Here is a 15112-nt window from a genome sequence, read left to right on the forward strand (position 1 = left end):
TGGGTGAAAATTTGATCAATAAAAAGTTAAATTTTTAATAAATGTAAATATTAAAAGGTTACATTCACTTTAATTCTTCTATCAAAATATGATAGTCATACTGTAAATCATCATGAAACTTAGAAATAAGCTTTTTAGCCAATATCAATTGGCGATGATACATATTTTGTAATTGAGTACTACGGTTAATACTTGGTTTAAAAGATTTTAGTTTTTTACAAAAGTAGAGTAGGAGCTCCACTTCAGTTTCTTTGTTTTGAGAGTATCTAATGTATTTTTTAATATTTCTGAGAATTTTTCTAACACTTTTTCTAATGTAATAAAAACTGTCTTTGTTAATGATTTCAAACTCATTATCTATATACCCTTTAACACTTTCTATATATTCTGCTTCGTTATGCGATTCAAATAATAGATAGGTAAGGAGTTCTTTATTTTCCTTTTTAAATCGAGATAATCGTAAACAAATATCCTGTAATTCTTTATGAGATAGTGTATTGAGTTCTTGTTTTATTTCTTTTACGGAGACGGCTTTCAAAAAAATGATTTCTAATTATACTGAAACTCTTTACTTAAATTTACATTTTCAAAATCTTTACTTACGGGTAAATCAAATTTGTATTTGATTTTGGTGTCAAACTGAACTTCTAATGTAGAAGAAGATTCAAAATCCATCACGTGCCCACCCCATTTTTTATCATCACTGATAAAGTGAAAATGGTGCCCTTTAGCATTGATGTTTCCAATATAATCCGGACAATAAAACCCAACTAACGTGCCCGTAATATTTTCTGCATCAAATACAGGTCTGTTAGGAATTAAAACGTCTAAACCTTCTGTAAATGGCGGTTCTACTTTAGGTACTCCGCCTAATTTAATACGTTTAAAAGAACCATGAATTTTATAAATATAGAAGTAATGTGGCGATTTCTTTTTGATATCTAGTTTAGCTGCTAAATCGTTAAAAATTAAAGGTTCTTCAATAAAAAAAACATCCTCTTTATTGAAGAATGCAGCATCAGCATATACAATTTCATCATTATCTTGACCAACACTAATTTCTCCATTTTCTCTAATTCTGTATGCGATACCATCAAGCATTACCAACTCACCATCTAACAAGTCAAAGGAACCCAAACCCACATCACCATGTGTTTTAAGCTCTTTTACGGTAAGGCTACCGTCAAAAACCCTATTAACAAAAGCAAACCAAATAGAGTATTGGTAAAAGGTGTCTTGTTTATCACCATTAACAGATGGAATCTCATTAATGATTGTATTTGTGGTTTCAGTTTTTTCAGTTTTATTCTGGCATGATAACAAAACCCCCATTGCCAATGTTAGCACAACAAGTTTAAATGCAAATTTCATGTTTTAATTTATTAAGTTGATGAAAAAGATAGATAAACGAATTTAGTTAATTTATACAGTAAATTCAATGAGGATATCATTAAAATAACTCAATGTGTATTTGGTTTGTAAAAAAGCCTTTCAAAAAACGAAAGACTTCAAATTTATATGATTTTATCTTAATTTCGGATAATCCATAGGGTTAGCCTCATGCATTACACTGTAAACCGCTTCAAAAATATCTTCAGACGATGGTTTAGAGAAATAATCGCCATCATCTCCATAGGCAGGTCTGTGTGCTTTTGCAGTTAACATTTTTGGTTCACTATCCAAATACTGAAAAGCTTTTTGTTTGCTTAATAATTCATCTAAAATGTATGCAGATGCACCACCAGGAACATCCTCATCAATTATCATGAGTCTGTTTGTTTTTTCAATACTCTTCACAATGTCATGATTCAAATCAAAAGGCAGTAATGACTGTACATCAATAACTTCGGCATTAATACCAACAGTTAACAATTCTTTTGCAGTTTTTTCAACAATACGCAAGGTTGAGCCATAAGATACTAGTGTAATATCTGTTCCTTCTTTAACCGTTTCTACAACACCAATGGGGGTTTTTAAAGACCCTAAATTGTTTGGCATTTTTTCCTTTAGCCTATAACCATTAAGCGATTCAACAACAATAGCAGGGTCATCACCCTGTAATAAAGTGTTATAAAAACCAGCTGCTTTGGTCATGTTTCTTGGTACTAATAAATTAACGCCTCTGGTCAAATGTAGAATCCCACCCATTTGTGAACCTGAATGCCAAATACCTTCAAGTCTGTGCCCGCGAGTTCTAATTATTAAAGGCACTTTTTGTTTTCCTTTGGTGCGGTAATGGGTTGTAGCTAAATCATCACTTATGGTTTGCATAGCGTAAAGAATATAGTCTAAATACTGAATCTCAGCAATAGGCCTTAGTCCACGTAAAGCCATACCAATACCTTGCCCTATGATAGTAGATTCCCTTATGCCAGTATCTGCAATTCTAAGTTCACCGTATTTTACTTGTAACCCTTCAAGTCCTTGGTTTACATCACCAATATTTCCAGTATCTTCACCAAAAACTAATGCTTCTGGGTGATTTCTGAAAATGGCGTCAAAATTATCCCTTAAAATAATTCTACCATCAACTTGTTGTGCATTATTGTCATAAGTTGGTTTTACCTCTTTTATACGGGTATTTGAATGCGCGGTTTCTGAAAATAAATGAGAACTGAATTTAGGTTGAGTTTCTTCAAAATAAGCATCTATCCATTGAGATAAATTTTGTTTTTCAACTGATGTTTCTCCAATAGTATATCTTAGCGCTTTTCTGGCATGAGTGAGAATGTCTTTCCTTGTTGGTTCGTCTATAGACACTAAGTTGTCCTTTAACTTAGAAATAAACACTCCATTAGTAGTTTTAGAAGCAAGTTGAGTTAAAAGAGAAACCAAATCTGTTTTGTCTTTTAAAATAGGTCTTAAAAAGGTATTCCAAGCGTTCTTTTTTGCTTCTCTGACCTCTCTTTTTATGATGCGTTCAATTTCAACAAGTGCTTCATTGGTTGAAATTCCGCTATCAATTATCCATTCACGCATTTTTAGGTTACAATCATGTTGTCTTTCCCATTCTAAACGTTCAGCATTTTTATAACGTTCATGTGAACCAGAAGTGGAATGTCCTTGTGGTTGCGTAAGCTCAGTAACATGAATTAAAACGGGTACGTGCTCTTCTCTGGCTATATCTCCAGCCTCTTGAAAAGTAGCAACAAGGTTTGCGTAATCCCAACCTTTTACGCGTAATATTTCATAACCATTATTTTCGTTATCGCGTTGAAACCCCTTTAAAATTTCTGATATGTTTTCTTTTGTGGTTTGATGTTTGGCGTGCACGGAAATACCATAATCATCATCCCAAACACTAATTACCATAGGGACTTGAAGCACTCCTGCGGCATTGATAGTTTCAAAAAATAAGCCTTCACTTGTACTAGCGTTTCCAATAGTTCCCCAAGCAACTTCATTCCCGTTTACCGAAAAGTTATTAGACTTGATACCTTTGACGTTTCTGTAAATTTTTGATGCTTGAGCCAGCCCTAATAAACGAGGCATTTGACCTGCAGTACAAGAGATATCGGCGCTGGAATTATACTGTTTGGTTAGGTCTTTCCAATTACCATTTTCATCAAGACTGTGTGTTACAAAATGTCCTCCCATTTGTCTGCCAGCAGACATAGGTTCTTGCTTAATATTTGTATTAGCGTAAAGGCCAGCAAAAAATTGTTCAGCACTAAGTTCGTCTAAAGCCATCATAAAAGTTTGGTCACGGTAGTAACCAGACCTCCAATCACCTTTTTTAAAGGCTTTTGCCATGGCTAGCTGCGGTATTTCTTTGCCATCACCAAAAATACCAAATTTAGCTTTTCCTGTTAAAACTTCACGTCTTCCTAATAAGCTACATTCTCTACTTTTAAAGGCTATTTTGTAATCATTGATTACCTCTGTTTTAAAATCTTCAAATGAAATGTTTCTTAAATCAGGAATCTCTTGCATAAGTCAAGGTTTTTGGCTTTCGCAAAAATAGCTAAACTTTAGGTTTTTTGCAATTATATTAAAAGGTATGTTGTTGATGATTTTTTAAAAATAACTAAAAAATCATTGAAAAAATAATTATTTTTCATTTAAAACAATTTATAAATAAGAATATGTTAAAAACACTAACACTAAAACCAACGTCTTCTGAATAAGCCTAACAATACTTCAGGGTCTGCTGTGAATTTAAATCTGATTTTTTGATCGTAGTTGGGTTGTCCAATTTCCCATCCTAAATTTGAATATATAGGAAAGTAAATCTCAAAGTAGTCTGTTACTAAATTTAGACGTATTCCTGAATCATAGACAAAATGAGCAGAATCAAATTTGTTTTTAACCAGTCCAATATCGCCGTAGGCTAAAATATATTGCCAGAGTGTTGTGCTTGCATTTAAGGTGCTAATCCATTGATTGGCAAAAGGAAAATCTAATTTCGACTTAAAACCGCCTTCAGCTGTAATGAATTGTTGGCTAAAAATACCTGTTGACTCAGATCTACCTAAGTAGGCATAATCAAATAAATAATCTGTAGGTCTATCAAGAGCAAAACTAAAGTAGTTAGAATTTAAATCGGTATTATTTTTAAGGAATGCACCAGTAAAAACTCTTAAATTTATTTGTCTATTGCTTTCAAAAAGCTTTCTGTATTCATAGTTAAAGCCAATTTTACTAAAGTTTTTTGCTAGCTGAAAATCCACATACCATTTTTTAAAATTTATCAGGTTGTCGTTTGAGTATACATAGCGGGCATTAAATATAGCATAATTGGGTTCACTAGAGGTTAATATATTATTTTCGTCTTTATCTCTTTTAATGTCAATGTACCTAAATCTTAAAAATTGACGTTCATTTGAACGAAAGTCATTATCATTTCTAAAAGAAAACGTTATTGATGGTGTAACTTGCCTTACAAAAAGATCTTCTGCATATGAAGAATAACCTGCTGCAATTCCATAAGTAAGATTAAATAGGTCAGAATTATTAAAATAATGTGTGTTTGAAACAAAGCCGGAGCCAGTAAGAGTTTTAGAATTTAAGGCATATTGTGGTTCTATTCTATAGTTAAATAGCTTTCTAAGTACTGTTCTGTTATAAATTCTTGTTCCTAAGGTAAGTCCGTCATAAATATTATTAAATTCAGCTACAGGCATCAAGAATACCTGGTTATAATGCGGATCTTCAATATCTTGAAACACTCTAAATTGAAAAGGTTTGTTATTAAAAAAGAAGCCTTTTAAAGATTTCCAATTGTCTCTAATGTTTATTTCGGGTATTACTTTATTATAGTTTAAAACAAGTTTATTGGCTTCATTTCTAGGAATAGTAATGGTTTTACGGTCTGTAATGTTTTCAATCCAAGTTTTTGAAATAATACTATCATCCTTTAAACTGTAAAGCGATATAGGCATACTATTATCTCGCTTATTTTTAATGGTGAGTGTTACAGAATCTTCTGTTTTAACAACTTTTCCAATTTTGAAATCGATTTTCTTTCTAGTATTTATAAAATCATTAAAAAACCAATCAATGTTTTTATTAGTTTTAGATTTTATATAGCTTTCAAAAGCTCTAGTAGAGGTCTCTTTGAGTTTAGTGTTTTTTAAAAAGGTGGTTAGACTACTTTCCACAATATCATGATTAATAAAATCGTCTAAATAACTTAAACCAACACCAGCTTTGTATTTACTAGATATATTAGCATTAAATTTTAAAAGAGAATCTTTAGCCATGGTTAGTTTTTGGTCTCTATTGGTTCTAGCCATTAACATGAATGCTAATGAATATTTATCATTAAATTTCATATCGGCTATATGAAAAGATCGGACTCCCCAAATATCTGCAATGGTTCCCAAAAACTTCATATTGGGATAGTGCTCATCTACGTACTTCATGGCAAAGTAAATTTGAACAGCATCTATAAGCCATTGTTCTTTTCTAGGGTTAATTAAAAGGGTGTTTTCTAAATGATTGTGAAGTGCAATTTTTAAAATTTTCAATTCATATTGAAAATGGTTTGGATATGGCTTAATAAATTTGGGAAGAAAGTTTAAACCGTAAATTGGGGCTTTGTCATAATCAACCTGACTTATTAAAAGTCTTTCATGCGGATAGCTCCCAATGTTTTTATTTATAAATTCTAAAACTTTTTCTGTTATTAACACCTTATCTATAACCTCTAAACCTTCATCATCTATACTAGAAACTAGTGCTAAATTTTCATTTTGAATGGTTTCGAAATCTTTAGTTTTACTTAAAAAGAGTTTTGTACTTCTCCTATTTAAACCATAAAGACTTATTGTCTGTGATTTAGAATTTTGAGTGTGTATTCTTGAGTTTAACTCAGAGGTTATATAATATCCGTTAGGAAAACTTATTTCAAAATTTAAATCGGCAATAGGGATGTATAAATCATCTAAATCTTTGTTACTATAATACTGCCATTGACCATTATAAATAGCAGGAGTTATGTACCAATATCTTAAATTAAGATTACCAATATCTGTTATACCATATTTTGTAAACTTTGCAGTTGGTATTTGAACAATATTTTCTAAAGATAAGCTGTAGGAATCTCCTGGCTTTAAAGGTTTATTGAGAGTAACTTTTATAACGTCTGGGTGATTTTCGAGTTCACAGTATTGAACATCTTCATTATTGTGTTTGATTGAAGTTACAATGGAATAACCTCTATCTTCATTTTTCGCTAAGTGAAAATCATTGATATATTCATCAGCAATACGTTGCGCTAAAGGTGTATTTTTGGTAGCATAACTATTAGCCCAATTGTTTAAATATATAATTTGTAACTCATCTTGCGAAGTATTTTGATATTGAATGGTTTGAGAAATTGTTATCTTCTTGTTTTCAATATCAAAAATTGCCCTAAGGTCAATCTTGTTTTGACCAAAGCTATAAAAGCATATTAAGCTGAAAATTAGGCAATTTATTAGACGATAATTCAAACTAAATGAGACATTATAAAGGTTAAAATTGATTTAAAGGCATGATAATATAAAAAATAGGTTTTTACCCGTTTGCAATTATTAAACAAGCTAAAAGGTTAAATTCCTAATTTAGAAGTTAGGACTTAACTGAGATTCTTTATAGAAATTATCCAGTATAGTTATAACCTCATCTGAAGAATCTACCAAATGAATGAGATTCAAATCTTTTGGACTTATGTTTCCAAATTGCTCTAGCAAAGTTTTCTTTACCCAATCTAATAAACCTTTCCAGAAATCTGTTCCAACAAGAATGATAGGAAATTTACCAATTTTATGTGTTTGAATTAAAGTGAGTGCCTCGAAAAATTCGTCCAAAGTTCCAAAGCCACCAGGCATAACAACAAAACCTTGTGCATATTTTACAAACATAACTTTACGAACAAAAAAGTAGTCAAAATCTAAACTCTTATCGTGATCAATATAGGGATTGTCATGTTGTTCAAAGGGCAATTCAATATTCAATCCAACTGATACGCCACCTCCAAGATGGGCTCCTTTGTTTCCTGCTTCCATAATCCCTGGTCCACCGCCCGTAATAACCCCATATCCAGCTTCTACAATTTTTTCTGAAATGTCAACGGTTAGCTTGTAATACTTATTGTCTGGTTTTGTTCTGGCAGATCCAAAAATTGAAACGCATGGACCAATTTTACTCATTTTCTCAAAACCATTGACAAACTCACCCATGATTTTAAAAATTGCCCAAGAATCGTTTGTTTTTATTTCATTCCAGCCCTTGTGGCGCAGTTCTTTTCTCATATAAAAATATTTTTTTAAATGCTAATGTAATTCTTTTTTAAGGAATTTAGCCGTGTAGCTTTTTTTGTGTTTTATAATGTCTTCTGGGGTACCTTCAACCACTATTTGTCCGCCTCCTTTACCGCCTTCGTAGCCAATATCAATGATATGGTCAACGGTTTTTATTACGTCTAAATTGTGTTCAATTATTAAAACAGTATTGCCTTTGTCTACAAGTTTGTTTAAAACTTGCATGAGAATTCTAATATCCTCAAAATGAAGCCCAGTAGTTGGTTCATCTAATATATAGAAAGTATTTCCAGTGTCACGTTTGCTTAGTTCTGTAGCCAATTTGATACGTTGTGCTTCACCACCTGATAGCGTTGTGCTTTGTTGACCCAAAGTAATGTAGCCTAAGCCTACATCCTGAATGGTTTTAAGTTTTTTATGAATTTTTGGAATATGCTCAAAAAATACTACCGCTTCATTGATAGTCATATCTAAAACATCACTAATAGATTTTCCTTTATATCTAATTTCCAATGTTTCTCTGTTAAAACGTTTACCTTGGCACGTTTCGCATTCTACATAAACATCAGGTAAAAAATTCATTTCAATAACACGTAGACCACCACCTTGACAGGTTTCACACCGTCCGCCTTTTACATTAAAGCTAAATCTGCCTGCTTTGTAGCCACGTATCATAGCCTCAGGAATTTTGGCAAATAAACTTCTTATTTCGTCAAATGTTTTTGTATATGTTACAGGATTGCTTCTAGGAGTTCGCCCAATAGGAGATTGGTTAATATCAATAACTTTATCAATATGTTCTAAACCCTTTATACTTTTATAGGGCATAGGTATTTTAACGCCATTAAAATAATATGCGTTAAGAATAGGGTAGAGTGTTTCGTTTATGAGTGTAGATTTTCCACTGCCTGAGACTCCTGTAACCCCAATCATTTTTCCTAACGGGAATTTTACAGATACATTTTTTAGGTTATTACCGGTGCATCCATTCAATTCTAAAAACTTATTATTACCTGTTCTCCGTTTTTCAGGAATTTCAATTTCTTTAGTGCCATTAAGGTAATCGGCAGTTAAAGTATGATGAGTTTTTAATTCATCAATGTTGCCAGTACTAATAATTTTACCACCGTGTTTTCCTGCCTTTGGTCCTATATCAATGACATAATCGGCACGCTCGATCATATCTTTGTCATGTTCAACAACAATAACGGAATTCCCAATATCTCGAAGTGAAATCAAAGAATTGATAAGCTTTTCATTATCTCGTTGGTGCAAGCCTATACTAGGTTCATCTAAAATGTAAAGCACACCAACTAATTGGGATCCAATTTGTGTGGCTAATCTAATGCGCTGCGCTTCACCACCAGACAATGATTTTGAACTTCTGTTTAAGGATAAATAATCTAACCCAACATCTAATAAAAATTGAAGTCTTGCTTTGATTTCTTTTAAGATTTCTTCGGCAATTTTGAATTGTTTTTCAGTTAAATAATTTTCTAAATCGTTAAACCATTCAGCTAGTTCAAGGATATCTTTATTTGCCAGTTCAGCAATGTTTTTATCATTTATCTTGAAATAAAGCGATTCTTTCTTAAGCCGACTTCCTTCACATTCTGGACACTTAATTTTGTCCATAAAACCTTTTGCCCATCGCTTCAAGGAAGTGGATTCTGCTGTTGAATATTGGTTTTCTATAAAGTTAGCTACGCCTTCAAAATCAATGCTGTAATTTCTGGTAACACCTAGTGTTTTACTGTTAACAGAAAACTTTTCATTACCACCATATAGAATCATATCCTTAGCTTCCTGAGGAATACTTTTGTAAGGATCTGTTAACTTAAAGTTGAAACGTTGCGCTATGGTTTCAAACTGCTTGAAAATCCAACTGCTTTTTTTGGGTCCGTGGGGGGCAATGGCACCATTAGCTATTGAAAGCGAATCATCAGGGACAATTTTATTTACGTTTACTTTATGCAATTCTCCAATACCATTACAAGTAGAACAAGCCCCTTTTGGTGAGTTGAAAGAGAAATTGTTAGGCTCTGGATTGGGATATGAAATACCTGAAGAAGGACACATTAAACTTCTACTAAAATAACGAGTTTTATTGGTGTCTTGATCAATGACTAAAAGCACATCCTCACCATGATACATGGCTGTATTAATAGTTTCTGTAAGTCTCTTGTCTGTATCTGTAGAATCATTTACAACCAATCTATCAATAACAATTTCAATATCATGAGTTTTGTAACGGTCTACTTTCATGCCCTTGACAATATCACGAATTTCACCGTCTACTCTTACCTTGACAAAGCCCTGTTTTGCTATTTGCTCAAATAGTTCTCTGTAATGTCCTTTTCGTGAACGAACCACGGGTGCTAAAACATTAATACGTTTACCAGAAAAATCATTAATAATAAGTGCTTTTATTTGCTCATCACTGTAGCTAACCATTTTATCGCCTGTGTTATAACTGTAAGCATCACTAGCGCGAGCAAACAAAAGACGCAAGAAGTCATAGATTTCTGTTATTGTACCAACGGTAGATCGGGGTGATTTACTGGTTGTTTTTTGCTCAATAGCAATCACTGGAGATAGACCATCAATTTTATCAACATCGGGTCGTTCTAAACCGCCTAAGAATTGGCGTGCATAAGCCGAAAATGTTTCAATATATCTGCGTTGTCCTTCAGCATAAATAGTATCAAAAGCCAAAGACGATTTACCACTACCGGAAAGCCCTGTGATTACTACAAGTTTTTCTCTGGGTATGGAAACATCAATATTTTTAAGGTTGTGTACCCTAGCACCTTTTACTTCAATAAATTCGTCAAAATGGCTCATAAATAGGCAAAAGTGCAAAGTTACAATTTTAGTTGTTAAATTTATGTGAAGTTTAATCTTGGATTTACTATACTTGTAATAGAAAGTATGAAGACTCAAATTAAATTGTAGATATGAAATTATTAGGTATAAGTTCTAGAATAAATCATCCAGATTATGGAAAAGGTGTAATAACCAATGTAACATCACAGCACTATTGGGTAACGTTTATTGATAAAGGTTTAGAAACAATTGATTTGGATAGTGAATTTGATGTTATTGAAGCGGCGTATGATGACGTAGACACCGTTAGTTTTTTTGATATCGAATCTAGTTTGGTTGATATTTTAAAAAAATGGAGTGATGCCTCAGAAATTGTGCCAATTGCAGATAAGTTTAAGGGAGGAAAAATTATACTACAACCAGCAGATAAGAGTTTAAAATCTTATGAACTTCCAATTGATAAATTTTTTCATAAAATTATAATGGTAAGGGATAGGTTACGTGTTATGGAGCAGCGTATAAATTCAAGTGATTTAGATGAACAAGGAAAAATAGATTTACAACAATATATTACTAGAATTTATGGTAGTTTAACCAGTTTTAATGTTTTATTTAAATCAAAATCTCACAACTTTATAGGCCAAAGCAGTAAGAGATAAATTTTACTAATAAATTTAGTTGTAATTTACTTGATAAGAGTAGTGTTTTTTTACCCAGTACCTTTTATATCGGTTATTTCTGTACCAAAAATAAAAAACTTAATTAGAGTAGGTAATTTTGCTCCTGTCTCTGTAGTTTTCCAGTGACTCCATAAAACTTCTATACCATCAATAGGAAACTGAGAAGTCCACATTTTAAAACTAATAGGCATACCATGATCATCTAAAATCCATAAATAAGAGTCGCCATTTTTATAGGTTACCAATAAATCATTATTATCAACAAGTTCACGTTTTACACCTTCATCAAAAACTCTATAAGGGGCAAATACCCAAAAGGAATCATTTTCATAATACTTTACAGCTTTTCTTATAAGTTTTTCTGCTAAGTCACCATCAACTTTAAAACTGTGCACATGTGCCTTGTGTAACCTAGAATCATTTAGGTTTAGACTAACTTTGTATTGTTTCCAATAAACTTCACAAATATTTTTTGTTTTTTCCCATTTGTAATGTCGTCTATTTTTATAAGTCCATTCAAAAACATCTGTACCAACAAAAGCTTCATAATTGACAGCAACAAGCATTTTAGTAGCTAAATCATCTGCTTTTTTCCCTTTTGAGCCATAAGGTAAAGGCTCATGATACTTTATATATAAAAAACAAAAAAACAGGAGTGTAGGTAAGGTGAAAAATATTATAACCCCAACAATAATTTTATATGTTTTTTTAAATTTCAGAAACTTGTAATTATTGCATAATATTGGCTCTAAGTTATTAAATACTAATGAGTGTCTAAAACAAAATTCGCAAAAACCGATGCTTGTGTTTTCTACTCGATGATTGGTAATAACACCTTTAGTTAATCTATGAAACAAGTATTTGGTCAAATAATAGTTTTATTTAACTCTTGAAGTTTTTTGTTTGAAGAATCTATTAATTCTTTAAAAAAAGCAGTAAACTCACTTTCAAATTCATTGTAAGACTCTTTCAATTCATTAATGGCTAGATTCATTTTAGACCTGTTTTTGGTACGTTTGTTCATACCTTCTAAAACCTTTTGAATGCCATCAGTACTGGCATAACTCAATAGCCAGTTACCGTTTATCATATATGGCACCATGTGTTTTACTTTAGGGGTAAGTATTTCAAAATTTGCTTCTAGAGAATCATAAAAATTCATGACATATTCGTTAAGAGGAATTTTAGAGTAGTTACTCCAGTTTTTGGCTAAAAAATGATCGTAAAAAATATCTACAATAACCCCAGAGTAATGTCCATAATTTTTATGTAAGCGTTTTGTGCTAAGTCTCACTGTTTTATGAGCATCGGTAAATGTGTCAATATGCCTGTGTAGCAGTATTCCAATTTGTAGTTCTTTTGAATAGTTTTTGTAATTGCTACCTTTTACGCTATCTGCTATAAAGTTTCCAATTGTAATCAATTCATTATTTCCAGAAAGGTAAATATGGGCGAGGTAATTCATTTGTGAAAAGTACGAATTGATTTTTTAAGTTTAGTTAAAATATAAGCTAAAAAAAATATGTACGTTTGCAGAAATCAGATTGAAAACTATGACACTTATTAAATCAATTTCAGGAATTAGAGGAACCATCGGAGGACAAGTTGGTGAAAATTTAACGCCTATTGATGCCGTTAAATTTGCTGCTGCTTATGGACATTGGATTAAACAACAACGAAATAAAAAAAATTACCGTGTAGTAGTTGGTAGAGATGCTAGAATTTCTGGGAAAATGATTCAAAATTTGGTTATGAACACCTTAGTAGGTCAAGGTATTCACGTTATTAATTTAGGCCTTTCAACAACCCCAACAGTAGAAGTTGCAGTGCCTATGGAACATGCTGATGGCGGTATTATTCTAACAGCAAGCCATAACCCCAAACAATGGAATGCATTAAAATTATTAAATGAAAAGGGCGAATTTTTAGATGCTGTTGAAGGTGCAAAAATATTAGAGATTGCAGAAAGCAATAGCATTAATTTTGCTGATGTAGATAGTTTAGGAAAAATAACAAAGAATGATGCTTACATAGATTTACATATCATTGAAGTTTTAGATTTACCCTTAGTAACTGTTAAACCCATTGAGCAGGCAAAATTTAGGGTAGTAGTTGATGGTGTGAACTCTACTGGTGGTATTGCTATACCATTACTCTTGGAACGATTAGGAGTAGATGTGATAAAGATACATTGTGAACCTAACGGGCATTTCCCTCACAATCCAGAACCGTTAAAGGAACACTTGACTGATTTGTCTGAGGCGGTAAAGAAATACAAAGCAGATTTTGGAATAGTTGTAGACCCTGATGTTGATAGGTTAGCCTTTATGGATGAAAATGGTGAAATGTTTGGTGAAGAGTATACATTAGTGGCTTGTGCAGATTATGTACTTAGCAAAACTCCGGGAAATACCGTGAGTAATATGAGTTCTACCAGAGCTTTAAGAGATGTTACCCAAAAGTATGGTGGCGCCTATGAGGCTAGTGCAGTTGGAGAGGTTAATGTTGTTAAACTTATGAAGAAAAATAAAGTGGTGATAGGTGGAGAAGGTAATGGAGGAATTATTTATCCAGAGTCTCATTATGGTCGTGATGCATTGGTTGGGGTTGCTCTGTTTTTAAGTCTTCTGGCAGATAAAAATATTTCTGTTAGTCAGCTTAGGAAAACCTATCCTAATTATTTTATGAGTAAAAAAAAGATTGAATTAACTCCAGATTTGGATGTTGATGCTATTTTAAAGGAGATAGAAAATAAATATCAAAATGAACAACTCACCACTATTGATGGTGTAAAAATTGATTTTCTGGATAATTGGGTACACCTTCGTAAAAGTAATACAGAACCTATTATCAGAATTTACACTGAAGCCAAAACACAGGCACAAGCAGATGAATTAGCAGATAGATTTATTGGAGAATTAAAGGCTATAGCTAACAGTTAGTTGGTTTTTTTGTCTTTATGTTTCCAACGTTTATGGGTCCAGAAATAATATTCTGGCGCTTCCTTTATTTGTTTTTCAACTTCAGTAAGAAACAAATCAGTTAGTTTGTAATCTGGGTATTCCTTTGAGTTTTCAGCAAGGGTAATAATTTCGGCTTGATAATAACCTCGCTTCACTTTATTTATTTTTAGGTATGCCGTTGAAAAATCTAGTTTTTTTGCTAATCGTTCTGCTCCAGTAAAACATGGTACATTAATACCCATAAACTTGCCCCAGTAAACATCTTTTGAAACACGAGGAGATTGGTCACTTAAAAAACCCGTAATACTCTTAATGCCTTGAGCCTCTGTATCGGTGATCATGTTAATGGTTTCCTTGGTACTAATTAAATCGGTTTTAAATTTAGTACGTATACCACGTACCAACGTATCAAAATACTTGTTGGCCAGTTTTTTATAAACTGCAAATCCTTTAAAATTGATGTAGTGCTGTACTATGATAGCCCATTCCCAACTGGCGTAGTGTCCAAAAATAAGTATGATACTTTTATTCAGTTCCTCAAGTCTTTTAAATTCCTCGGGGTTCGTAATTAAAAAACGTTGTTTTAGTTCTTCTTCTGTAATAGACATGGTTTTAGCCATTTCTAAAAACATATCGCATAAATGCTTATAAAACTTCTTTCTGATTGTTGCAATTTCGGATTCAGATTTATCTGGAAAAACTAATTTCAAATTATTGGTAACTACTTTTTTTCTGTAGCCAATAGCGTAGTATAATATAAAAAACAATCCATCTGAAAGTAAATAAAGCAATTTAAAGGGAAGTTTTGAAATACACCACAAAAGCGGATAAACAACAATATATACTAGAAATTGCATGAATTAGTTTTAGATTTGTAAGCGCAAAAGTAAATGAAAAA

At 32.3% G+C, this 15112-nt stretch carries 11 protein-coding genes; 2 read left to right on the plus strand and 9 right to left on the minus strand.

Annotation, left to right across the window (positions count from 1 at the left end):
- Positions 1-64: 64 nt before the first annotated feature.
- The 6 genes from E1J38_RS08095 to uvrA all read right to left on the minus strand — a co-directional run bounded on the left by E1J38_RS08095 (position 65) and on the right by uvrA (position 10589).
- Positions 65-538: a hypothetical protein gene (locus tag E1J38_RS08095; protein WP_133355534.1), complete on the minus strand. Its 474-nt coding sequence runs from the start codon at positions 536-538 to the stop codon at positions 65-67.
- An 11-nt stretch (positions 539-549) separates the two neighbouring features.
- Positions 550-1371, minus strand: a complete 822-nt coding sequence (gene budA, locus E1J38_RS08100) for an acetolactate decarboxylase (protein ID WP_133355535.1) — start codon at positions 1369-1371, stop codon at positions 550-552.
- A 153-nt stretch (positions 1372-1524) separates the two neighbouring features.
- Positions 1525-3933, minus strand: a complete 2409-nt coding sequence (locus tag E1J38_RS08105; protein ID WP_133355536.1) for an alpha-ketoacid dehydrogenase subunit alpha/beta — start codon at positions 3931-3933, stop codon at positions 1525-1527.
- A gap of 170 nt (positions 3934-4103) precedes the next feature.
- On the minus strand, positions 4104-6935 hold the full coding sequence (locus E1J38_RS08110) for a gluzincin family metallopeptidase (RefSeq protein ID WP_133355537.1): 2832 nt from the start codon (positions 6933-6935) through the stop codon (positions 4104-4106).
- Between the two features lie 111 nt (positions 6936-7046).
- Positions 7047-7736 carry an LOG family protein gene (locus E1J38_RS08115; RefSeq protein ID WP_133355538.1) on the minus strand — a complete coding sequence of 230 codons (690 nt, stop codon included), beginning with the start codon at positions 7734-7736 and terminating at the stop codon, positions 7047-7049.
- Between the two features lie 21 nt (positions 7737-7757).
- Positions 7758-10589, minus strand: coding sequence for an excinuclease ABC subunit UvrA (gene uvrA, locus E1J38_RS08120; protein ID WP_133355539.1), 2832 nt, complete (start codon positions 10587-10589; stop codon positions 7758-7760).
- Between the two features lie 113 nt (positions 10590-10702).
- Between uvrA and E1J38_RS08125 the strand changes: the two genes are divergently transcribed.
- On the plus strand, positions 10703-11230 hold the full coding sequence (locus E1J38_RS08125) for a DUF8685 domain-containing protein (protein ID WP_133355540.1): 528 nt from the start codon (positions 10703-10705) through the stop codon (positions 11228-11230).
- A gap of 50 nt (positions 11231-11280) precedes the next feature.
- Here the strand turns inward: E1J38_RS08125 and E1J38_RS08130 are convergent, their stop codons facing one another.
- Together E1J38_RS08130 and E1J38_RS08135 are read right to left on the minus strand one after the other, a co-directional pair.
- Positions 11281-12120: a hypothetical protein gene (locus tag E1J38_RS08130; RefSeq protein ID WP_255449829.1), complete on the minus strand. Its 840-nt coding sequence runs from the start codon at positions 12118-12120 to the stop codon at positions 11281-11283.
- Positions 12117-12716, minus strand: a complete 600-nt coding sequence (locus tag E1J38_RS08135) for an acyl carrier protein phosphodiesterase (protein WP_133355541.1) — start codon at positions 12714-12716, stop codon at positions 12117-12119. Before E1J38_RS08135 ends, E1J38_RS08130 begins: the two co-directional genes overlap by 4 nt.
- An 88-nt stretch (positions 12717-12804) precedes the next feature.
- Between E1J38_RS08135 and glmM the strand changes: the two genes are divergently transcribed.
- Positions 12805-14193 carry a phosphoglucosamine mutase gene (glmM, locus tag E1J38_RS08140; protein ID WP_133355542.1) on the plus strand — a complete coding sequence of 463 codons (1389 nt, stop codon included), beginning with the start codon at positions 12805-12807 and terminating at the stop codon, positions 14191-14193.
- On the opposite strand, the gene E1J38_RS08145 is transcribed toward glmM, so the two are convergent.
- On the minus strand, positions 14190-15071 hold the full coding sequence (locus tag E1J38_RS08145) for a lysophospholipid acyltransferase family protein (RefSeq protein WP_133355543.1): 882 nt from the start codon (positions 15069-15071) through the stop codon (positions 14190-14192). The two genes, glmM and E1J38_RS08145, sit on opposite strands and share 4 nt — an antisense overlap.
- Between the last annotated feature and the right edge of the window lie 41 nt (positions 15072-15112).

The organism is Seonamhaeicola sediminis, from assembly GCF_004358095.2.
Lineage (GTDB): Bacteria > Bacteroidota > Bacteroidia > Flavobacteriales > Flavobacteriaceae > Seonamhaeicola > Seonamhaeicola sediminis.